Raw genomic sequence first — 20,620 nt, 5'->3', positions numbered from 1 at the left:
AAGCGGATGCTGCGCGGCCTTCTGGTCGCAACCCTGCTGTGGCTGCCTCTGACCGGGCTGCAGGCCGCCGAGGTGGAGAACATGCGCCTCTGGGCGGCCCCGGACCATGCCCGCCTGGTCTTCGACCTCTCCGGGCCGGCCAGCGCCAGCGTCTTCGGGCTGGACAGCCCCAGGCGCCTGGTGGTCGACCTCGATGACAGCCGCATGGCCGCGGACGTCGCCGGCATCGACCTCTCCGGCAGCGCCATCAGCCGCATTCGCACCGGAGTGCGGGACGGTGGCGGCCTGCGCGTGGTGCTCGAGCTCGAGCGCGAGGTGGAGCCGCGCCATTTCAGCCTGGCGCCCAACGACCAGTACGGCCATCGTCTGGTGGTGGACCTCGAGTACCCCGGCGAGAGCGCCGTCCAGGATCCCATCGACCCCATCGAGGCGATGCTCCGCGAGCAGGAGATCGCCGCCAATCGGGCCCGGGCCGAGTCCGGGAGTGAGCCGGAGCGGGTAGTGCCGGAGGCGGCGGTGGCGCTGCAGCAGGCTCAGCCCCACCCCAGGCGCGATATCATCATCGCCATCGACCCCGGCCACGGCGGCGAGGACCCGGGGGCCATCGGACCCGGCGGCACCCGCGAGAAGGACGTGGTGATGGAGATCTCCCGGCGCCTGCAGCGGCTGGTGGATGAGGCCGAAGGCTTCCGGGCCGTCATGATCCGCGACGGCGACTACTATGTGGGACTGCGCCAGCGCACCCAGATCGCCCGGGAGCAGAAGGCCGACTTCTTCGTCTCCATCCATGCCGACGCCTTTACCAGCCCGCGCCCCCAGGGCAGTTCGGTTTATGCCCTCTCCCAGCGCGGTGCCACCTCGGAGACCGCCCAGTGGCTGGCGGAGAGCGAGAACCGCGCCGACCTGATCGGCGGCGTGGATGGCAACCTCTCCCTGCGCGACAAGGACGAGGTGCTGCGCGGCGTGCTGCTCGACCTCACCATGACCGCCACCCTCAACGACTCCCTCTCCATCGGCGGCCAGGTGCTCGACCAGCTGGGGCGGGTCAATCGCCTGCATCGCAACCGGGTGGAGCAGGCCGGCTTCATGGTCCTCAAGTCGCCGGATATCCCCTCGCTGCTGATCGAGGCGGGGTTCATCTCCAACCCCGACGAGGAGCGTCGCCTGCGCGATCCGAGCCACCAGCAGAACCTGGCCCGGGCGATCTTCGCCGGCCTTCAGGACCACTTCCGCCGCAACCCGCCGCCGGCCAGCCTGCTGGCCTGGCAGCGCGACAACAACCGCAGCACCGGCGGCAACGAGTATCGGATCCAGCCCGGCGATACGCTCTCGCAGATCGCCGCTCGCCACAACGTTTCGACGAGCCGCCTCAAGCAGGCCAACGAGCTCAACGGCGACGTGATCCGCGTGGGCCAGGTGCTGCGCATTCCCCGTTCCTGAGCGTCCAGCGTGCATGGAGAGATATGTCTGAACAGCGCCGTATCCGGGTCCTTGACCCGCGTCTTGCCAACCAGATCGCCGCCGGCGAGGTGGTGGAGCGCCCGGCCTCGGTGGTCAAGGAGCTGGTGGAAAACGCCATCGACGCCGGCAGCACGCGTATCGAGGTGGAGCTGGAGGCGGGCGGTGCCCGGCTGATCCGGGTGCGTGACGACGGCAGCGGCATCGCCGAGGAGGACCTCCCCCTCGCCCTGTCGCGCCACGCCACCAGCAAGATCCTCTCCCTGGAGGAGCTCGAGGGGGTGGCGAGCCTCGGCTTTCGCGGCGAGGCGCTCGCCTCGATCAGCTCGGTCTCGCGTCTGGAGCTGACCTCCAATGCCGCCGATGACCCCACCGCCGGCTGGCGGGTGGTGGCCGAGGGGCGCAATATGGAGCCCAGGGTCAGCCCGGCACCGCACCCCAGGGGCACCTCGGTGACGGTGCGCGACCTCTTCTTCAACACGCCGGCCCGGCGCAAGTTCCTGCGCACCGAGAAGACCGAGTTCAGCCACGTGGAGGAGGCCTTCCGCCGCCAGGCGCTCTCCCGCTACGACATCGGCTGGATACTGCGCCACAACCAGAAGACCCTCCACCAGCTGCGTCCCGGGGACGACCAGGCCAGCCGTGAGCGACGCATCGCCTCGCTGCTCGGCAAGGCGTTCCTGGAGAACGCCCTGCACCTGGACCTTGCTGCCTCCGGCCTGCGTCTCTGGGGCTGGGTGGGGCTGCCCACCCACTCCCGGGCCCAGGCCGACCAGCAGTACTTCTTCGTCAACGGGCGCGTGGTGCGCGACCGCCTGGTGGCCCATGCGGTGCGCCAGGCCTACCGCGACGTGCTCTTCGCTGGCCGCCATCCGGTCTTCGTGCTCTACCTGGAGGTGGATCCCACGGTGGTGGACGTCAACGTCCATCCCACCAAGCATGAGGTGCGCTTCCGGGATGGCCGCCTGGTCCACGACTTCCTCTTCTCCAGCCTGCATCGGGCCCTGGGGGAGGCGAGGGCCGGCCAGCCGGGGACGGGCCAGTCGGATGAGCTGCCGGCTGGCGATGGCGCCGAGGCCGATGGCGGTGAGCCCCAAGAGGCAGGGCAGGTGCGGGAACGCGACGCCCGCTGGGAGCAGCAGCCCATGGCGCTGCCGGGACGGGAGGAGGGCGAGCGGGTGACGCCGGATCGCGTCCGCGCCTTCATGGAGGGCTACCGCAGCCTGCATCCGAGCCACGAGGAGGCGCTGCTGACGCCCCAGCCTGCGGCGCCCCGGGCCGAGGGGGGCGGTGTCGGCGGCAGCGCCGCCGGGGTGGCCCTGGCCGAGCGCCAGGCGGTGCAGGCCGCCCGTCGTCCGTCGCTGCCCGAGGCCGACGACACACGGGCGCCGCCGCTGGGCTACGCCATCGCCCAGCTCCACGGCGTCTATATCCTCGCCCAGAGCGAGCGTGGCCTGATCCTGGTGGACATGCACGCCGCCCACGAGCGCATCGTCTACGAGCGCATGAAGACCCAGGTACACGGCGGGCGGCTGGATGCCCAGCCGCTGCTGGTGCCGGTGTCGCTTTCGGCCAGCGCCGCCGAGGTGGCCACCGCCGAGGCGGAGCGCGACGCCTTCGCCCGCTTCGGCGTGGAGCTCGACGTGGCCGGCCCCGAGACCCTGCTGGTGCGCCAGCTGCCGGCGCTGCTCGCCGATGCCGACGTGGAGCCGCTGGTGCGCGACATGCTCGCCGACCTGGAGCGCTACGGCCGCTCCGACCGCCTCGAGGCCCATGTCAACGAGCTGCTTTCCACCATGGCCTGCCACGGCAGCGTGCGCGCCAATCGTCAGCTGACGACGGCCGAGATGAACGCCCTGCTGCGCGACATGGAGCGCACCGAGCGCAGCGGCCAGTGCAACCACGGCCGCCCCACCTGGACCGAGATGAGCATGAAGGACCTGGACCGGCTCTTCATGAGGGGGCAGTAGTTCGATGCCGGATACCCGCCCTCCCGCCATCCTGCTGGTGGGGCCCACCGCCGCCGGCAAGACCGATCTGGCCATCGCCCTCCACGAGCGGCTCGGTTGCGAGCTGATCAGCGTCGACTCCGCCATGGTCTACCGCGGCATGGATATCGGCAGCGCCAAGCCCTCCCCCGAGGAGCTGGCCCGGGCCCCCCACCGGCTGATCGACATCCGCGACCCCGCCGAGCCCTACTCGGCGGCGGAGTTCCGCGCGGACGCCCTGCGCGAGATGCGACAGATCAGCGCAGCCGGCGGGGTGCCGCTGCTGGTGGGCGGCACCATGATGTATCTCCGGCAGCTGCTGCACGGGGTGGCCAACCTGCCCTCCTCGGACCCGGCGGTGCGCGCCGAGCTGACCGCCGAGGCGCGCGCCCGGGGGCTTGCCGCCCTGCACGCCGAGCTCGCCCGGGTCGATCCGGCCTCGGCGGCGCGCATCCATCCCAACGACCCTCAGCGGCTGATGCGGGCGCTGGAGGTCTATCGCCTCAGCGGTCGGCCGCTCAGCGAGCTGTGGGCCGAGCAGCGAGCGGAAACCTTTCCCTGGCGTACGCTGTCGATAGGGCTCGCACCCTCGGATCGCAGCGTACTCCACCAGCGTATCGCCCGGCGTTTCGATGCCATGCTGGAGGCGGGCTTTCTCGATGAGGTGGCGGCGCTGCGCGCCCGCGGCGACCTCTCCCTCGACCTGCCGTCGATGAAGAGCGTCGGCTACCGCCAGGCCTGGGAGTACCTCGACGGCGAGCATGACCTCGAGACCCTGCGCCATCGCGGCATCGTCGCCACCCGCCAGCTGGCCAAGCGTCAGCTGACCTGGATGCGCAGCTGGGAGGGCCTCCAGTGGGTCGATACCCTCGGGGACGACCCGCTGGAAGCGGTGCTGAAACTCGTGCGCCCATGCGGCACTTGGCGTAAGATAACTCCTTCGTGAAACAGGCGGGTGGTCCGTGCCAGGCCGCTGAGATGCCGATAAGGCTTGATTAGCCATAAACGATAAAACCTCAACCCCAAGAGACAATTTCAGGGAGAGCAACATGTCCAAAGGGCAGTCCCTTCAAGATCCGTACCTGAACATTCTGCGCAAGGAGCGCATCCCGGTATCGATCTTTCTGGTTAACGGCATCAAGCTGCAGGGCCAGATCGAATCCTTCGACCAGTTTGTCATTCTGCTGCGCAACACCGTGAGCCAGATGGTCTACAAGCACGCCATCTCCACCGTGGTGCCGTCGCGCAACGTGCGCCTTCCGGCCCAGGATCCTGCCGCGCAGCAGGAAACCCAGTGAGGTAGTGATTGTTTTTCGAACGTCCCGACGCCGGTGAAACGGCCGTACTCGTCCATGTGGATTTCCAGGACGAAAAGGAGCGCGAGGATGCGGGTGAGTTCCTCGAACTCGTTCGCTCCTCCGGTGCCGACCCTGCCACGCTGCTGACCGGCAGCCGCAGTCGTCCCGATCCGCGCACCTTCGTGGGCTCCGGCAAGGTGGAAGAGCTGCGCGACGCGCTCAAGGTCCACGGCGCCGAGCTTGTCCTCTTCAACCACGCCCTGAGCCCGTCCCAGGAGCGCAACCTCGAGCGCGAGCTCAAGTGCCGCGTGCTCGACCGCACCGGCCTGATCCTCGATATCTTCGCCCAGCGGGCGCGCACCCACGAGGGCAAGCTGCAGGTGGAGCTGGCCCAGCTCGAGTACATGTCCACTCGGCTGGTGCGCGGCTGGACTCACCTGGAGCGACAGAAGGGCGGTATCGGCCTGCGCGGCCCGGGTGAGACTCAGCTCGAGACCGACCGGCGCCTGCTGCGGGCGCGCATCAAGGCGATCCACAAGCGCCTCGACAAGGTGCGCGTCCAGCGCGAGCAGAATCGGCGCTCCCGGGCCCGGGCCGAGATTCCCAGCGTCTCGCTGGTGGGCTACACCAACGCCGGCAAGTCAACGCTGTTCAACGCCCTGACCGCTTCCGAGGTCTATGCGGCCGACCAGCTCTTCGCTACCCTCGACCCCACGCTGCGGCGCCTGGAGATCGAGGACGTGGGGCCGGTGGTGCTGGCCGACACGGTCGGCTTCATCCGCCACCTGCCCCACAAGCTGGTGGAGGCGTTTCGCGCGACCCTGCAGGAGGCCGCCGAGGCCACCCTGCTGGTGCACGTGATCGACGCCGCCGACCCGGACCGTGAGCTCAACGTCGAGCAGGTCGAGTCGGTGCTCCATGAGATCGGCGCCCTGGAGGTGCCGATGCTCAAGGTAATGAACAAGATCGACCTGCTCGACAGCGCCCCGCGCATCGAGCGCGACGGCGAGGGCCGCCCCGAAGTGGTGTGGCTCTCGGCCAAGGAAGGGAAGGGGCTCGAGCTGCTGGCCGAGGCCCTGGCCGAGCGGCTGGCGGAAGACGTGCTCGAATTTTCCCTCAGCCTGGCCCCGGCGCAGGGCAAGCTGCGCGCGGCGCTCCACGAGCTCGGCGCGGTGCGCGACGAGACCTTCGACGAGGAGGGGCTCACCCGGCTGCAGGTCAGGCTGCCGCGCCGCGACTTCCTGCAGCTGATGGCGCGGCTCGGCGAGCGCGCCGGCGACTACCTCCCGGCCGCGCTGCAGGAGCGCGAGGCCTGGGAGGAGACGCTTCAGGAAGGCAGGTAGGCGCCGGCAGGCGGACGACGATAACGACAAGGTCGACGGGCGCCCCGCTCCCGGCAGGGGTGCCGACAGGATCGCAACCGAGGCCCCGACCGGCTTGCCGGCCGGGGCAGCAACGCACTATGGAGAAGACCTATGGCCTGGAATGAGCCTGGTGGTGGCGGTAACCAGCACGACCCCTGGAGTGGTGGTGGCCGACGCGGCGGTGGCAGTGGCGGCGGCAACGGCGGCGGTGGCAACCGCGGCGGCAACCAGGGCCCCCCCGATCTCGATGAGGCCCTGAAGAAGTTTCAGGACAAGCTCAACGGCATGCTCGGCGGCCGCGGCGGCAAGGGCGGCGGCAAGGGCGGCAAGGGCGGTGGCGGCAAGCCCCGCAACGTCTTTGCGCTCCCGGGCCTGCTGATCATCGTGGCGCTGGCCATCTGGGCGGCGTCCGGTTTCTACCTGGTGGACCAGTCCGAGCGGGGCGTGGTGCTGCGCTTCGGCAAGTTCCAGGAGGTGGTGAGCCCGGGCCTGCACTGGAACCCGCCGCTGATCGACGACGTGCGCATGGTCAATGTGACCCGGGTGCGCTCCCTGACCCAGACCCAGTCGATGCTGACCCGCGACGAGAATATCGTCGAGGTCGAGATCTCGGCTCAGTATCAGGTCTCCAACCCCCGCGACTTCGTGCTTAACGTGCGCAACCCCCAGCTCTCCATCGAGAACGCGCTGGATTCGGCGCTGCGTCACGTGGTCGGCGGCACCGACATGATCGAGATCCTGACCTCGGGTCGTGAGATCCTCGGCAGCTCGGTGTCCAGCCGTCTGCAGTCCTACCTGGACAGCTACGGTACCGGCATTCGCCTGCAGACCATCAACATCGAGTCCACCTCGGCCCCCGCGCCGGTCATCGACGCCTTCGACGACGTGATCCGGGCCCGTGAGGATCGTCAGCGGACCATCAACCAGGGCATGGCCTACGCCAATGCCATCATCCCCGAGGCCCAGGGTCAGGCACAGCGCCTGGTCGAGCAGGGCCAGGGTTACCGCGAGTCGGTGGTGGCGGAAGCGCGCGGTCAGGCCAACCGCTTCAACGCGCTGCTCTCCCAGTACCAGCAGTCGCCGGCGGTCATGCGCGAGCGCCTCTATCTGGATGCCATCGCCGAGGTCTTCGGCAGCACGCCCAAGGTGCTGGTGGACGTGGCCTCCGACAGCCCGCTGATGTACCTGCCCCTCGACCAGATGGGCAACGGCGGCAGCGGTACCTCGTCCTCCGGCGAGCGCCTGGGCGAGCAGGGCGAGCTCGACCCGCGGGTGCTGGAGCGCCTGCGCTCCGGTCAGACCGGCACGAGCTCCAGCAGCAACAGTGGAATCCGCAGGGAGGGCCGCTAAATGATCAATAATCGTTCCCTGCTCATCGTCGGCGGCCTGGCCGCCGTGGCCTGGCTGGCCAGCAACAGCCTCTACGTGGTCGACGAGACCGAGCGCGCCGTCAAGCTGCGCTTCGGTGAGGTCATCGAGGAGAACATCCAGCCGGGCCTGCACTTCAAAGTGCCGATCACCCAGACGGTGCGCAAGTTCGACACCCGGGTGCTGACCCTGGATACCGACACCAGCCGCTACCTGACCCTGGAGCAGAAGGCGGTGATCGTGGACTCCTACGTCAAGTGGCAGGTGGTCAACCCCACCCGCTACTACGAGGCCACCGCCGGCGACGAGATGATGGCGATCCGCCTGATCCAGCCGCGGGTCGACGAGAGCCTGCGTAACGAGTTCGGCCGCTTGGACCTTCAGCAGATCATCGCCGAGCGCCGTGACGACCTGATGATCGGGCCGACCCAGGACCTCGATGCCCTGCTGCGCGAGGAGCTCGGCGTCGCCATCGTCGACGTGCGCGTCAAGCGGATCGACCTGCCCGACGACGTCTCCGCGGCGGTCTTTGACCGCATGCGCTCCGAGCGTGAGCGGGAGGCCCGCGAGTGGCGCGCCCAGGGCCAGGAGGAGGCCGAGCGGATTCGCGCCAATGCCGACCGCCGCCGCCAGGTGCTGCTGGCCCAGGCCACCGAGCGGGCCGAGACCCTGCGCGGTGAGGGCGATGCCGAGGCCGCGGCGATCTTCTCGGAGTCCTACTCCCAGGACCAGGAGTTCTTCGCCTTCTGGCGCAGCCTGAACGCCTACCGCGAGAGCTTCCAGGGCGACGGCAACATGCTGGTGCTGGACCCCTCCAGCGACTTCTTCCGCTACCTGAAGAGCGCCATGCCCGACAACGGGCAGTAACGGCGAAAGCGCCGGGGTTCATCCCCGGCGCAAACGTGGTAGACTCCTGCAACCGGGCGTGGCCCGGTTTTTTTGTGGCCGTCTATCGCCAGATCTCGCGCGCAAGACCTCGCGAGTCCTGTCGCGCCTGGATGCTCGCCGACGCTTCGGTTCGAGCGTCTTTTCCACGGCCTTTTCACTGCCTTGCAGGATGATTCACATGACCATCGCTGACCGCTGGCTGCTGCCCGACGGCATGGACGAGGTGCTGCCGCCTCAGGCAAGCCGCATGGAGGAGCTGCGCCGCGCGCTGCTCGACCTCTACCACCGCTGGGGCTACGACCAGGTGATGCCGCCGACGGCGGAGTTTCTCGACTCCCTGCTCACCGGCACCGGCTCCGACCTGGCGCTGCAGACCTTCAAGCTCACCGACCAGCTGACCGGCCGCATGATGGGCGTTAGCGCCGACGTCACCCCTCAGGTGGCGCGCATGGACGCCCATTCGCTCAAGCGCCAGGGGCCGGTGCGGCTCTGCTACTGCACCAATGTGCTGCGGGCCACCGCCGACCAGCATCAGGGGGGGCGCAGCCCGGTACAGGTCGGGGTCGAGCTGTTCGGCCATGCCGGCATCGAGGCGGACCTCGAGATCCTGCATCTGGCGCTGGCCAGCCTGACCGCCGCCGGCGCCGGCGAGATTCACCTGGCGCTGGGCCATATCGGCATCTACCGCAGCCTGGTGGAGGCCGCGGGCCTCGCGGGCGACGCCGAGCGGGCCCTCTTCGAGGCCCTGGAGCTCAAGAGCCCGGGCGCCATTGCCGAGCGGGTCGCCGAGAGCGTCGCGGACCCGACCCTGGCGGAGATGTTCCTGGCCCTGGGGCGGCTGCACGGCGGCGCCGAGGTGCTCGAGGAGGCCCGGGAGGCCTTCGCCGAGGCACCCGCCGCGGTGGGCGCGGCCCTCGAGCAGCTGCGCGCCCTGCATCAGGGCGTGGCGGCCAGCCACCCCGAGGTGGAGGCCTATTTCGATCTGGGCGAGCTGCGCGGTTACGCCTACCATACCGGCATGATGTTCGCCGCCTATGTGCCCGGCTACGGCCAGGCGCTGGCCAAGGGCGGCCGCTATGACGACACCGGGCGCGCCTTCGGCCGCGCCCGCCCGGCCACCGGCTTCTCCATGGACCTCAAGCAGCTGGCGGGGCTCTCTCCCGCGCTGCCGCCCCGTGAGGGCATCTGGGCCCCGGCGGAGGGCGAGGGGCTGGCAGAAGCGGTGATGACGCTGCGCGGACAGGGCGAGCGGGTGGTCCAGGCGCTGCCGGGGCAGCGCACCGGGCCCGCCGAGCACCGCTGCGATCGCGAACTGGTGTTCACCGATGGCCACTGGCAGGCCGTGGCACTGTAGACTGGGTTAAACCTTGGGCGCGACGGCCAGCCGGCGCGCGGCAACGAGAGACGAGAGAGCAATGGGCAAGAACGTAGTGGTACTGGGCACCCAGTGGGGTGACGAGGGCAAGGGCAAGGTCGTCGACCTGCTGACCGAATCCGCCGCCGCCGTGGTGCGCTTCCAGGGCGGTCACAACGCCGGCCATACCCTGGTGATCGACGGTGAGAAGACCGTCCTGCACCTGATTCCCTCCGGCATCCTGCGCAAGGACAAGACCTGCGTCATCGGCAACGGCGTGGTGCTCTCGCCCGAGGCGCTGATCAAGGAGATCCGCGAGCTTGAGGAGAAGGGCGTGCCGGTGCGCGAGCGCCTGCGGCTCTCCCCGGCCTGCCCGCTGATCCTGCCCTACCACGTGCGCCTGGACCAGGCCCGCGAGAAGGCGCGCGGCGTGGCCAAGATCGGCACCACCGGCCGCGGCATCGGCCCGGCCTACGAGGACAAGGTCGCCCGCCGCGGCCTGCGCCTGGGCGACATGCTGCACCGCGAGCGCTTCGCCTCCAAGCTCGGCGAGGTGCTGGACTACCACAACTTCGTGCTGGTCAACTACCACGGCGAAAAGCCGGTGGACTTCCAGGAGGTGCTCGACGAGGCCATGCAGATGGCCGATGAGCTGCGCCCCATGGTCTGCGACACCGTGGGCCTGGTCCACGACTACCGCAAGGCGGGCGAGAACATCCTCTTCGAGGGCGCCCAGGGCTCGCTGCTGGACATCGACCACGGCACCTACCCCTTCGTGACCAGCTCCAACACCACCGCCGGCGGTACCGCCACCGGTTCCGGCGTCGGCCCGCTCTACCTGGACTACGTGCTGGGCATCACCAAGGCCTATACCACCCGGGTCGGCTCCGGCCCCTTCCCCACCGAGCTCTTCGATGACCACGGCCGTCACCTGGCCGAGAAGGGGCACGAGTTCGGTGCCACCACCGGCCGCCCGCGGCGCTGCGGCTGGTTCGACGCCGTGGCCCTGCGCCATGCGGTGCAGATCAACTCGGTCTCGGGCATCTGCCTGACCAAGCTCGACGTCCTCGACGGTCTGGAGAACATCCGCGTCTGCGTGGGGTACCGCAGCAAGGATGGCGAGGTGCTCGACACCCCGGTGGACTCCGAGGGCTACGAGGCCATCGAGCCGCTCTACGAGGACCTGCCGGGCTGGAGCGAGTCGACCCTGGGCGCCCAGCGCGTCGAGGACCTGCCGGCCAACGCCCGCGCCTATATCCGCTACTTGGAGGAGAAGGTGGGCGTCAGCATTGACATCATCTCCACCGGCCCGGATCGCAACGAGACCATCGTGCTGCGCAACCCCTTCGAGGGCTGAGCGCCGTCGCTCTCCGGCCGCCTGTGGCTGGTCCGCAGGCAGGAAGCAGAAGGCCCCGCACAGGCGGGGCCTTCTGCTTTCCGTTAGCTGCCGCTTTCCGTCAGTAGTCGATGCCGCGGCGGGCCTGCACCCCCGAGTTGAAGGCGTGGCGCACCTCCTGCATCTCGGTGACGGTATCGGCCAGGGCAAGGAGCTCACGGTGGGCGTTGCGCCCGGTGACGATCACGCTCTGCTCCGGCGGGCGGTTCTCGAGGGCGCGCTTCACCGTCTCGATATCCAGGTAGCCGAACTTGAGCATATAGGTGATCTCGTCGAGCACCACCAGGAAGACCTCGGGGTCGGCCAGCATGCGCTCCGCCTCGGCCCACACCTCGCGGCAGGCGGCGGTATCGGTCTCGCGGTTCTGGGTCTCCCAGGTGAAGCCGGTGCCCATGATGGCGACCTCGAGGTTGGGGTCTTCCACCAGCTGCTCCCGCTCGCCGCACTCCCACTGCCCCTTGATGAACTGCACCACTCCTACCTTGTAGCCGTAGCCCAGGGCGCGGGTCACCGTGCCCCAGGCCGCGGTGGTCTTGCCCTTGCCGTTGCCGGTAAAGACCAGCAGCAGGCCGCGCTGCTCGGTGGCGGCGGCGACCTTCTCGTCCACGTGGGCCTTGAGTTTCTGCATCGCCTGCTGGTGGCGGGTATCGCGATCGCTCATCTTGGGTCCATTTCTGTACAGGGTTTGTCGAAGACCTGAGTCTACGCGAGAGCGCTCGCGGCGTCAGCTCCGGTTCATCTGTCCTGGCGCACCTGGGCCTCCATACGCGAGAGGAAGACCCCCATGATGCGCTCGTAGAGGGCGCGGCCCAGCACCGCATCCTCGATGCCGGCGTCGACGTTGGGGTTGTCGTTGACCTCGATCACCACCACCCGCTCGCCGGACTGCTTGAGGTCCACGCCATAGAAGCCGTCGCCGATCAGCCGGCAGGCCCTGAGCGCGGCCTTGATCACCGCCGGCGGCACCTCGGCCGGGTCGTGGGTGGAGAAGCCGCCGCTCTTCACCCGAGCACCGGAGTGGTCATAGATCTGCCAGTGGCCCCGGGCCATGAAGTAGCGGCTGGCGAACAGCACCTGGCCGTCCAGCACGCCGATGCGCCAGTCATATTCGGTGGGCAGCCACTCCTGGAGCAGCAGCAGGGCGGAGTCGCGAAAGAGGCGGGCGGACTCCCGCTCCAGCTGAGCGAGATCCGCGACCTTGACCACCCCTCGGGAGAAGGCGCCGTCCGGGACCTTGAGCACCAGCGGGAAGTCGAGCCGCCCGAGCCGCTCGGCCAGGGGGCGGCGATCGCCGCGCTGCAGCAGCACCCCCTCCGGTGCCGGTACACCCCGGGCGCGCAGCAGGGCGTGCAGGTAGACCTTGTTGGTGCAGCGCAGGATATCCCGGGGCGAGTCGATCACCACCAGCCCTTCGTGCTCGGCGCGCCGGGCCAGGCGGTAGGTGTGGTGGTCCAGCGCCGTGGTCTCGCGGATGAAGAGAGCGTCGAACTCGGCCAGCCGCCCGGCGTCGCGGCGGGTGATCAGCGAGACGTCGATGCCCTGCCGGCGCCCGGCGCGGATAAAGGCCTTGAGCGCCCCGCGGTTGCTGGGGGGCATGGCTTCCCCGGGATCCACCAGGATCGCCAGGTCGAAGCGGTAGCGGCGCCTCGCCTTGGGGGTGCGCCACACCTGGCGGGAGTGGCGGTTGAGCGCGCTGGCAAAGAGGTCCTGCTCGTCGGCGGCCAGGTCGCGCAGGCGCAGCGGCTTCAGGCGCGCCAGCCGCCATAGGTCGTGGCGGCGCACCAGCCTGGCTTCCAGCAGCGGGCAGGGGAGGCGCTCGAAGAGCCGGCGGGCCAGCCGCTCCAGGCCGGGCTCCCGGCACTCGCCGAACATCACCCTCAGGGTCAGGGTGTCGCCGGTCAACGCCCCCTCCCGGGCCAGCTCGCCGAGCAGCGGGGCCAGGGTGTCGAGCTGCAGGTCGATCAGCGCCTTGCGGGAGAGCTCGTTGAGGGTCTCCACCGTGGGCAGCACCCGCTGGCCCCGGGCCTGGGCCAGCAGCGAGACATAGTAGCCGCTGCCCAGGTAGTCGAGCTCGCCGCAGAGGTTGAGCACGTGGGTGGCGCGGTCCTGATGCGCCTCGGTGACCCGGTGACGGCGGTCCTGGGCCAGGAAGTCGGCGGCGCTGATCAGGTCCTCGGAGGGGTAGTAGGGCTGCCAGTCATCGAGGCGGTCGACGACGATTCGCAAGGGGCACATGGTGGCTGTCCGGAACGGAGGGAAAGAAGCGCTGCTGAGGAGGCTCAGCATGGGCCAGACGAGGGCGGCAGACAATTGCCCAGGACGGTGAAAAGATTTCATGATCCTGGAAGGTGACTTTAGCCGGGAGCCTGAGCAGAATCGGCGCGATTGCCATCAGGAGCCCCCCATGACTATCCGCCTGCGTCCGGCCACCTCCCGGGATCTGGACGCCCTCTACCGGCTCGAGCAGAGCGCCTTCGAGGGCGACCGCTTCTCTCGCCGTCAGCTGTGGCACCTGCTCAATCGCGCCCATGCGGTGACCTGGGTGATCGAGCAGCCCGAGCGCCCCGAAGTGCACAGGCCGGCAGCGCTGCTGGGCTACGGCACCCTGCTGTTTCGGCAGGGCAGCCGACGGGCGCGCCTCTACTCCTTCTGCGTGCATCCCGACGCCCGCGGCGGTGGCCTGGGGCGCCGGCTGCTCGAGGCGCTGGCCGAGGCCGCCGGGGAGCGGGGCGCCGAGCGGCTGGGCCTGGAGGTGCGCGCCGACAACCGCGTGGCCCTGGGCCTCTATCGACGCATGGGCTTTCGCCTCGAGCGCTGGCTGCCGGAGTACTACGAGGACGGCTGTGCCGCCTGGCAGATGGTCAAGGCGCTGGAAGCGGGCGCGGTGGCCTGCGCGGGCTGATAGAATGGCCGGCGTCTTCCATCACTACTGCCAGGAGCCGTCATGCCCTCCTTCGATATCGTCTCGGAGTTCGACAAGCACGAAGCCAGCAACGCCGTGGATCAGGCCAATCGCGAGGTTCAGTCCCGCTTCGACTTCAAGGGCGTCGACGCCAGCTTTGCCCTGGAGGGCGACAGCGTGAAGCTCGAGGCCGAGGTGGACTTCCAGCTCAAGCAGATGCTCGACGTGCTGCGTAACAAGCTGATCGCTCGCGGCATCGACCCGCGCTGTCTCGATGTGCAGGAGCCGGTGCTCTCCGGGGTCAAGGCCCGCCAGGAGGCCCAGCTCAAGCAGGGGCTGGAGCAGAAGGAGGCCAAGGATATCGTCAAACGCATCAAGGAGAGCAAGCTCAAGGTGCAGGCCCAGATCCAGGGCGAGAAGGTGCGCGTCACCGGCAAGAAGCGCGACGACCTCCAGGCGGTGATGGCGCTGCTGCGCGGCGAGGAGGGGCCCGACCTGCCGCTGCAGTTCGACAACTTCCGCGACTAGTCGTCCCGGCCGGTGTCGGCGAACCGCCGTCCCGCTTTTCGAGGCCCGCCCAGGCGGGCCTCGCTGCGTCTGGCGCCGGGCCGCCCATGACCCCCATAGGCGATGGCGATTGGCGCGCCGGGCGCGACTGGGCTTCAATGAAGGCTGAGACGCTACCGGAGGCTGTGCCATGTCATCCATCCGCCGCCTGGCCTTCCTGCTGATTGCCTGGCTGAGCTTCGGCCTCGGCGTGATCGGCGTCTTCGTGCCGCTGATGCCGACCACCTGCTTCATGCTGCTGGCGGTATGGGCCGCCTCCAGAGGTTCGCCGCGCTTCGCCCTCTGGATTCGCGAGCATCCGCGCTTCGGCCCCACCGTGGTGGCCTGGGAGGGGGAGCGCGCCATTCCCCGTCATGCCAAGTACCTGGCCGCCGGCATGCTGGTCTTCTCCATGCTGGTGCTGGCGCTTACCGTCAGCCTGCTGTGGCTCAAGCTCTCCCTGATCGGCGGGCTGACCCTGCTGGGGCTGTGGATCATCACCCGCCCGGAACCCGCGCTGGCCCGGCAGTAAGCGCGCTTCGGGCAGTGCTTGGGGCGGGACTTTTGAGCAGGGCGTGGGGCAGGGCTTTGAGATAGGGGTGGCGGGCGCCGTACAATGGTGGCCATTTCCGACAGGAGCATCCCGAATGTCCGATCCCCAGGCGATCCATCTCAGCGACTACCGTCCTCCCGCCTATCGCGTGACCCGCACCGAGCTGACCTTCGACCTGGACCCCGCTGCCACCCGGGTCAAGGCGCGCCTGCATCTGGAACGCCATCCCGAACGGGAGTCCGGCCTGCCGCTTCGCCTCGACGGCGAGCAGCTCGGCCTCAAGGCCATTGCCATCGACGGTGAGCCCCTGGAGGCGGACGAGTATGAGGTCGACGCCGCCGGCCTGACCGTGCATCGGGTGCCCGAGCGTTTTCACCTCGACACCGAGGTGGAGATCGCCCCCGAGGCCAATACCGCCCTGGAGGGGCTCTACCAGTCCAGCGGCATGTACTGCACCCAGTGCGAGGCCGAGGGCTTCCGGCGCATCACCTTCTACCCGGATCGCCCCGACGTCATGGCCACCTTCAGCACCACGGTGATCGGCGACGCCGGCCGCGAGCCGGTGCTGCTCTCCAACGGCAACCCGGTGGAGCGCGGCCAGCTGCCGGGAGGTCGCCACTTCGTCACCTGGGAAGACCCGCACCCCAAGCCCAGCTACCTCTTCGCCCTGGTGGCCGGCGACCTGAAGAAGGTCGAGGACACCTTCACTACCATGAGCGGGCGGGAGGTGACCCTGCAGATCTGGGTGGAGGAGGAGAACCTCGGCAAGACCGACCACGCCATGGCCTCGCTGAAGCGCGCCATGAAGTGGGACGAGGAGGCCTACGGCCGCGAGTATGACCTCGACCTCTTCATGATCGTGGCGGTCAACGACTTCAACATGGGCGCCATGGAGAACAAGGGGCTCAATATCTTCAACTCGGCGGCGGTGCTGACCCACCCCCATACCGCCACCGACGCCGCCTTCCAGCGGGTCGAGAGCATCGTGGCCCACGAATACTTCCACAACTGGTCCGGCAACCGGGTCACCTGCCGCGACTGGTTCCAGCTCTCCCTCAAGGAGGGCTTCACCGTCTTCCGCGACCAGTGCTTCTCCGCCGACACCAACTCGGCGCCGGTCAAGCGCATCGAGGACGTCTCCTTCTTCCGCACCGCCCAGTTCGCCGAGGATGCTGGCCCCACCGCCCACCCGGTGCGCCCGGACCGCTATATAGAGATCGGCAACTTCTACACCCTGACCATCTACGAGAAGGGGGCCGAGGTGGTGCGCATGCTGGCCAACCTGGTGGGCGAGGAGACCTTCCGGCGCGGCAGCGATCTCTACTTCGAACGCTTCGACGGCCAGGCGGTGACCATCGAGGACTTCGTGGGCTGCATGGCCGAGGCCTCGGGCCTCGACCTGGAGCAGTTCATGCGCTGGTATGACCAGGCCGGCACCCCGGAGATCGACGCCTTCGGCGAGTACGACTACGCCCGGGGCGAGTATCGCCTGCGGCTGGCCCAGCGCACCCCGGCCACCCCGGGGCAGCCCGACAAGCTGCCGCTGCATATCCCGGTCCGCCTGGGCCTCGTCGGCACCAAGAGCGGTCGCGACCTGCCGCTGACCCTGGACGGCGAGTCGCTGGGCAGCGATGCGGTGATTCACCTGCGCGAGGCGGAGCAGGAGTTTCTCTTCACCGACGTGGCCGAGGCCCCGGTGCCGTCGCTATTGCGCGGCTTCTCGGCCCCGGTGAAGCTGCGCTTCCCTTACGGCCGCGAGGATCTCGCCTTCCTGCTGGCCAACGACTCCGACGGCTTCAACCGCTGGGATGCCGGTCAGCGCCTGGCCATGCTGGCCCTGGACGACCTGATCGCCGCCCATCGCAACGGCGTCGAGAAGGTGATGGACAGCCGGGTGGTCGAGGCCTTCCGCGGCCTGCTTGCCGCCGAGAGCGACGACAGGGCGGTGCTGGCCGAGATGCTGACGCTGCCCAGCGAGGCCTACATCGCCGAGCAGCAGCCCCTGGTGGACGTGGACGCCATCCATGCGGCGCGCACCTTCGTCAAGCAGGGGCTGGCCACGGCGCTGCGCGACGACTTCCTGCGGGTCTATCGCGACAACCAGCAGGGTGAGGCCTATGCGCCGACCCCGGAGCAGATCGCCCGGCGCAGCCTGAAGAACGTGGCGCTCTCCTATCTGATGGCCATCGAGGACGAGGAGGGCATCGAGCTTGCCCGGGAGCAGTTCGCGGCGGACCACAGCATGACCGACGTGCGCCACGCCCTGACCCTGCTTACCCACAGCAGCCGCGACGAGCTCAGCGAGCCAGCGCTCAGGGCCTTCGGCGAGAAGTGGGCCCACGACCCCCTGGTGATGGATCAGTGGTTCGCCATCCAGGTGACCCGCCCGCAGCCCGATGCGCTGGACCGGGTCAAGTTCCTGATGGAGCACCCGGCCTTCTCCCTGAAGAACCCCAACCGGGTGCGGGCGCTGATCGGCACCTTCGCCGGCCAGAACCGGGTCAACTTCCACCGCCTCGACGGTGCGGGCTACCGCCTGCTGGCCGACGTGGTGATCGAGCTCAACCGCCTCAACCCGGAGATCGCCGCGCGGCTGATCACGCCGCTGACCCGCTGGGCGCGCTTCGACGAGCAGCGCCAGGCGCTGATGAAGGCCGAGCTCGAGCGCATCCGCGCCGAGAAGCTCTCGCCGAATGTCTATGAGGTCGTCGAGAAGGCCCTCGCGTGATCCGAAAGTAACTTGCAGGTATCAACCAAAGCGCCGCCCCAAGGGGCGGCGCTTTGCGTCAGGCGGCAATCAATAAATCAGCCAGCTCAGCACGACGAAGCCCAGCAATAGCCAGATCAGGGTGGCGAGGATCGCCCGGCGCATCAGCGCCCGAAAGCCCTTCCAGAGCAGCCAGAGCCCGATCACCAGCACCACCAGGCTGATCAGCGACGGCGAGATGCCCAGCGCCCCGGAGAGGCCGTCCAGGAAGCCCCGGGCGGCACTGCCGATATTGGCAAAGAAGCCGGTCAGCAGGTCGACCACGAAGCGGATGACCTGCCCCAGCGTCTGGCCGATCCAGGTGAAGAACTCTTCCATCTCCTCGAGGGCTCCGCTACTCGATCAGGTCCATGACGGTGCCCACGATATCGTCCATGGTCACCAGGCCCAGCAGGCGGTTGTCCTCGAGTACCAGCACGCGCTTGACGATGCTGTCGGTCATCAGCCGCGCCACGTGGCGCACGTCCAGGGACTCGCCGACGCCGATGGCCGGCTTGGCGCAGACGTCGTAGACGTTGATCAGATCGATATCGCCGTTCTCGGCGACGATGGTCTTGAGGATATTGGTGTAGGTGATCAGGCCCCAGGCGTCATGGGGGTCCTGCTGCTCCACCACCAGGCACTTGAGGTTGTGCTTCTTCATCAGCGCCAGGGCGTCGCGCAGGGTGGCGAAGGGTGACACCGTCACCACGTCGCGCATCATGATGTCCTTGACCAGCATTGTCTCTCTCCATTGGGTGAGGGATGTGAGGCGCGCTCAGATCTCGTGGCGGATGCGCTCTTCGAAGCGCTTGACCTGCGCCATGTCGATACCGCCCAGGTGTTCGATGGGCAGGGTCATCACCAGCCCCTTGGAGTCCTCTCCCGTGGGGTTGACGACCCGGCGGATCGCCTTGAGCACCTTGAGCGACAGCCCCTTCTCCAGGGTCAGCAGCATGACGCTCTGGCTGCCCTCGAAGGTCAGGCCGAAGAAGGTCTTCTTGCGCTCGCCGCCGATGCCGCGGCCGGACATCAGGGTCATGCCCACGGCGCCGGCCTCGGTGGCGGCATCGATGCACTCCTGCTCAAGCTCTTCTGGCACGATGGCCACCAGCAGGGAAAACTTCATGGTCGCTTCTCTCTCCAGTGGGCCACCCGTTCCATCAGGATGGCATAGCTCATCACGGTCACGATAGGGAAGATCGAGGCGAAGGCGATGAGGCCAAAGCCGTCGATCAGCACGCTACGCCCCTCGATCTGGCCGGCCAGGCCGATACCCAGCGCCGTGACCAGGGGGACGGTGACTTCCGAGGTAGTTACCCCGCCCAGGTCGAAGGCCAGGGCCACGATATAGCGGGGGGCCAGGGCGGTCAGCACAATCACCAGCAGGTAGCCGCCGATGATGTAGTGGTGGATGGAGTCGCCGCTGATGATGCGGTGGACGCCGATGGTGATGCCGATGGCGACGCCCACGGCGACCAGCAGGCGGATGGCGCTGCCCTGGATCTTGCCGGCGGCGGCCTCCTCGGCCTGCTGACCCACGGCGATCAGCGCCGGCTCCGCCATGGTGGTGGCGAAGCCGATGGCGAAGGCGAAGAGATAGACCCACAGCCAGGTGTCGAAGGTGATCAGCTGTTCGGCCATGCGCTGGCCGATGGGGAAGAGCCCGAGCTTCAGGCCCACCACGAAGGCGTAGAGGCCGATGATCACCAGGGCGAAGCCCACGCCGACCTTGACGGGGCTGGCCAGGGGGCGGCGCAGCACCGCGTACTGGAAGAAGAGAATCACCAGGATGATGGGCAGCACGTCGCGCAGCATGCCGAACAGATCGAGGATCATCACCAGGGGGCCGGAGGGCTTCTCCACGTCGCTGCCGGCGGCCACCAGGGCGGCGCCGTTGGCGATATCGCCCGGGTCGGCGTAGACCAGGATCCCGTAGAGCTGCACGCTGATCATCGGCACCATCACGGCCAGTGCCACCAGGCCGAAGCCGTCGATCAGGGGGTTGCGTCCGCGAATGGAGGAGGCCAGGCCGATGCCCAGGGCGGCGATCAGCGGCACCGTGACGATATTGGTGGTGACCCCGCCGGAGTCGTAGGCGAGCCCGACGATCTCCTCCGGGGCGAAGAAGGTCACCAGCACCACGGTGACGTAGCCGGTGATCATGTACCAGTGGAGGGGGTGGCCGAGGATCACCCGCAGCACCCCCAGGGCCATCACCAGGCCCACCGAGGTGGCGACGATCAGGCGCAGGGTGAGGGCGTCGATGCGCCCCTCGCTGATCTCGTAGGCCTGCTCGGCCACGGCGATCAGGGCGGGCTCGGCCACCACCGCCGAGAAGCCGATGGCGAAGCCGAAGGCCATCAGCAGCGGCATGGAGCCGCGTCTCGCGAACTGGTTGGCGAGGCGCTTGCCCACCGGGAAGATGCTGAGTTCGAGGCCTTGCAGGAAGAGTGCCACCCCGACGGCCACGATCAGCAGGCCGATGGCGATGCTCAGGCCGCCGTCGGGCCACTCCCGGAACAGCAGAGCCTGAAAGGCCACCACGACCACGATGATCGGCGTCAGGTTGCGCAGGGCATGAAGAAAGGCGTGGGCGAAGTCCCTGAGTTGCTCGGCCAAGTTCGGCTCCCTGAATCGTCTCGTCGATCATCCCGATGGCGACCCCGGCGCGGTGGCCTGCTAGCCTTCTAGCTGTCGCTGCCGGGCCGGGGAGCCACGATCATAGCATCAACCCCTTGCCTCGACATGACGTTCCC

The 20,620-nt window shown here is 68.6% G+C and carries 19 protein-coding genes; 13 read left to right on the top strand and 6 right to left on the bottom strand.

Features of this window, described 5'->3' with window-relative positions; genetic code table 11:
* Positions 1–6 precede the first annotated feature (6 nt).
* The 9 genes from ACRYRV_RS03330 to ACRYRV_RS03290 all read left to right on the top strand — a co-directional run bounded on the left by ACRYRV_RS03330 (position 7) and on the right by ACRYRV_RS03290 (position 11,075).
* A complete protein-coding gene (locus tag ACRYRV_RS03330) occupies positions 7–1,440 on the top strand; it encodes an N-acetylmuramoyl-L-alanine amidase (protein ID WP_444986221.1) in 1,434 nt (477 codons plus the stop codon).
* A 23-nt stretch (positions 1,441–1,463) separates the two neighbouring features.
* Complete coding sequence (mutL, locus tag ACRYRV_RS03325; protein WP_444985978.1) at positions 1,464–3,428, top strand: DNA mismatch repair endonuclease MutL; 1,965 nt, start codon at positions 1,464–1,466, stop codon at positions 3,426–3,428.
* A 4-nt stretch (positions 3,429–3,432) separates the two neighbouring features.
* Positions 3,433–4,392 carry a tRNA (adenosine(37)-N6)-dimethylallyltransferase MiaA gene (gene miaA, locus ACRYRV_RS03320; protein WP_444985979.1) on the top strand — a complete coding sequence of 320 codons (960 nt, stop codon included), beginning with the start codon at positions 3,433–3,435 and terminating at the stop codon, positions 4,390–4,392.
* A 103-nt stretch (positions 4,393–4,495) separates the two neighbouring features.
* Positions 4,496–4,744: an RNA chaperone Hfq gene (hfq, locus tag ACRYRV_RS03315; RefSeq protein ID WP_253450309.1), complete on the top strand. Its 249-nt coding sequence runs from the start codon at positions 4,496–4,498 to the stop codon at positions 4,742–4,744.
* Positions 4,745–4,752: 8 nt separating this feature from the next.
* Positions 4,753–6,087, top strand: a complete 1,335-nt coding sequence (gene hflX / locus ACRYRV_RS03310; protein ID WP_444985980.1) for a ribosome rescue GTPase HflX — start codon at positions 4,753–4,755, stop codon at positions 6,085–6,087.
* Positions 6,088–6,219: 132 nt separating this feature from the next.
* Positions 6,220–7,458, top strand: a complete 1,239-nt coding sequence (gene hflK, locus ACRYRV_RS03305) for an FtsH protease activity modulator HflK (protein WP_253450316.1) — start codon at positions 6,220–6,222, stop codon at positions 7,456–7,458.
* Positions 7,459–8,343, top strand: a complete 885-nt coding sequence (gene hflC, locus ACRYRV_RS03300) for a protease modulator HflC (protein WP_253450320.1) — start codon at positions 7,459–7,461, stop codon at positions 8,341–8,343.
* A gap of 199 nt (positions 8,344–8,542) precedes the next feature.
* Positions 8,543–9,718 carry an ATP phosphoribosyltransferase regulatory subunit gene (locus ACRYRV_RS03295; RefSeq protein ID WP_253450325.1) on the top strand — a complete coding sequence of 392 codons (1,176 nt, stop codon included), beginning with the start codon at positions 8,543–8,545 and terminating at the stop codon, positions 9,716–9,718.
* A 61-nt stretch (positions 9,719–9,779) separates the two neighbouring features.
* Complete coding sequence (locus tag ACRYRV_RS03290) at positions 9,780–11,075, top strand: adenylosuccinate synthase (RefSeq protein ID WP_253450328.1); 1,296 nt, start codon at positions 9,780–9,782, stop codon at positions 11,073–11,075.
* Between the two features lie 100 nt (positions 11,076–11,175).
* Here the strand turns inward: ACRYRV_RS03290 and cobO are convergent, their stop codons facing one another.
* Together cobO and ACRYRV_RS03280 are read right to left on the bottom strand one after the other, a co-directional pair.
* On the bottom strand, positions 11,176–11,775 hold the full coding sequence (gene cobO, locus ACRYRV_RS03285; RefSeq protein ID WP_444985981.1) for a cob(I)yrinic acid a,c-diamide adenosyltransferase: 600 nt from the start codon (positions 11,773–11,775) through the stop codon (positions 11,176–11,178).
* Between the two features lie 74 nt (positions 11,776–11,849).
* A complete protein-coding gene (locus tag ACRYRV_RS03280) occupies positions 11,850–13,349 on the bottom strand; it encodes a RimK family protein (RefSeq protein ID WP_444985982.1) in 1,500 nt (499 codons plus the stop codon).
* A gap of 169 nt (positions 13,350–13,518) precedes the next feature.
* Here ACRYRV_RS03280 and ACRYRV_RS03275 point away from each other — a divergent pair, with 169 nt between their 5' ends.
* The 4 genes from ACRYRV_RS03275 (at position 13,519) to pepN (ending at position 17,843) form a co-directional block, all read left to right on the top strand.
* Positions 13,519–14,016 carry a GNAT family N-acetyltransferase gene (locus tag ACRYRV_RS03275; RefSeq protein WP_444985983.1) on the top strand — a complete coding sequence of 166 codons (498 nt, stop codon included), beginning with the start codon at positions 13,519–13,521 and terminating at the stop codon, positions 14,014–14,016.
* Between the two features lie 42 nt (positions 14,017–14,058).
* On the top strand, positions 14,059–14,544 hold the full coding sequence (locus tag ACRYRV_RS03270; protein ID WP_253450339.1) for a YajQ family cyclic di-GMP-binding protein: 486 nt from the start codon (positions 14,059–14,061) through the stop codon (positions 14,542–14,544).
* Between the two features lie 169 nt (positions 14,545–14,713).
* Complete coding sequence (locus ACRYRV_RS03265) at positions 14,714–15,094, top strand: YbaN family protein (protein ID WP_444985984.1); 381 nt, start codon at positions 14,714–14,716, stop codon at positions 15,092–15,094.
* Positions 15,095–15,209: 115 nt separating this feature from the next.
* On the top strand, positions 15,210–17,843 hold the full coding sequence (pepN, locus tag ACRYRV_RS03260; RefSeq protein WP_444985985.1) for an aminopeptidase N: 2,634 nt from the start codon (positions 15,210–15,212) through the stop codon (positions 17,841–17,843).
* A gap of 69 nt (positions 17,844–17,912) precedes the next feature.
* Here the strand turns inward: pepN and ACRYRV_RS03255 are convergent, their stop codons facing one another.
* Genes ACRYRV_RS03255 through ACRYRV_RS03240 form a run of 4 tightly spaced genes read right to left on the bottom strand, consistent with a single transcriptional unit; the run spans position 17,913 to position 20,483 of the window.
* Positions 17,913–18,200 carry a hypothetical protein gene (locus ACRYRV_RS03255; protein WP_253450349.1) on the bottom strand — a complete coding sequence of 96 codons (288 nt, stop codon included), beginning with the start codon at positions 18,198–18,200 and terminating at the stop codon, positions 17,913–17,915.
* Between the two features lie 16 nt (positions 18,201–18,216).
* On the bottom strand, positions 18,217–18,603 hold the full coding sequence (locus tag ACRYRV_RS03250) for a CBS domain-containing protein (RefSeq protein WP_110069344.1): 387 nt from the start codon (positions 18,601–18,603) through the stop codon (positions 18,217–18,219).
* Between the two features lie 36 nt (positions 18,604–18,639).
* The gene (locus tag ACRYRV_RS03245; RefSeq protein ID WP_110069345.1) at positions 18,640–18,990 is read right to left on the bottom strand and encodes a P-II family nitrogen regulator; all 351 of its coding nucleotides are present in this window, start codon (positions 18,988–18,990) and stop codon (positions 18,640–18,642) included.
* Positions 18,987–20,483: a DUF1538 domain-containing protein gene (locus tag ACRYRV_RS03240; protein ID WP_444985986.1), complete on the bottom strand. Its 1,497-nt coding sequence runs from the start codon at positions 20,481–20,483 to the stop codon at positions 18,987–18,989. Before ACRYRV_RS03240 ends, ACRYRV_RS03245 begins: the two co-directional genes overlap by 4 nt.
* Positions 20,484–20,620: the final 137 nt, after the last annotated feature.

The sequence above is a fragment of the Halomonas mongoliensis genome (genome assembly GCF_052496345.1).
Note: the sequence above shows the minus strand (reverse complement) of the source record. Positions and strands in the feature narration are given on the sequence as shown.

Coding starts and splice junctions, on each gene's coding strand:
- ACRYRV_RS03330 (WP_444986221.1), top strand. CDS start 7: ATGCTGCGCGGCCTTCTGGTCGCAACCCTGCTGTGGCTGCCTCTGACC.
- mutL (WP_444985978.1), top strand. CDS start 1,464: ATGTCTGAACAGCGCCGTATCCGGGTCCTTGACCCGCGTCTTGCCAAC.
- miaA (WP_444985979.1), top strand. CDS start 3,433: ATGCCGGATACCCGCCCTCCCGCCATCCTGCTGGTGGGGCCCACCGCC.
- hfq (WP_253450309.1), top strand. CDS start 4,496: ATGTCCAAAGGGCAGTCCCTTCAAGATCCGTACCTGAACATTCTGCGC.
- hflK (WP_253450316.1), top strand. CDS start 6,220: ATGGCCTGGAATGAGCCTGGTGGTGGCGGTAACCAGCACGACCCCTGG.
- hflC (WP_253450320.1), top strand. CDS start 7,459: ATGATCAATAATCGTTCCCTGCTCATCGTCGGCGGCCTGGCCGCCGTG.
- ACRYRV_RS03295 (WP_253450325.1), top strand. CDS start 8,543: ATGACCATCGCTGACCGCTGGCTGCTGCCCGACGGCATGGACGAGGTG.
- ACRYRV_RS03290 (WP_253450328.1), top strand. CDS start 9,780: ATGGGCAAGAACGTAGTGGTACTGGGCACCCAGTGGGGTGACGAGGGC.
- cobO (WP_444985981.1), bottom strand. CDS start 11,775: ATGAGCGATCGCGATACCCGCCACCAGCAGGCGATGCAGAAACTCAAG.
- ACRYRV_RS03280 (WP_444985982.1), bottom strand. CDS start 13,349: ATGTGCCCCTTGCGAATCGTCGTCGACCGCCTCGATGACTGGCAGCCC.
- ACRYRV_RS03275 (WP_444985983.1), top strand. CDS start 13,519: ATGACTATCCGCCTGCGTCCGGCCACCTCCCGGGATCTGGACGCCCTC.
- ACRYRV_RS03270 (WP_253450339.1), top strand. CDS start 14,059: ATGCCCTCCTTCGATATCGTCTCGGAGTTCGACAAGCACGAAGCCAGC.
- ACRYRV_RS03265 (WP_444985984.1), top strand. CDS start 14,714: ATGTCATCCATCCGCCGCCTGGCCTTCCTGCTGATTGCCTGGCTGAGC.
- pepN (WP_444985985.1), top strand. CDS start 15,210: ATGTCCGATCCCCAGGCGATCCATCTCAGCGACTACCGTCCTCCCGCC.
- ACRYRV_RS03255 (WP_253450349.1), bottom strand. CDS start 18,200: ATGGAAGAGTTCTTCACCTGGATCGGCCAGACGCTGGGGCAGGTCATC.
- ACRYRV_RS03250 (WP_110069344.1), bottom strand. CDS start 18,603: ATGCTGGTCAAGGACATCATGATGCGCGACGTGGTGACGGTGTCACCC.
- ACRYRV_RS03245 (WP_110069345.1), bottom strand. CDS start 18,990: ATGAAGTTTTCCCTGCTGGTGGCCATCGTGCCAGAAGAGCTTGAGCAG.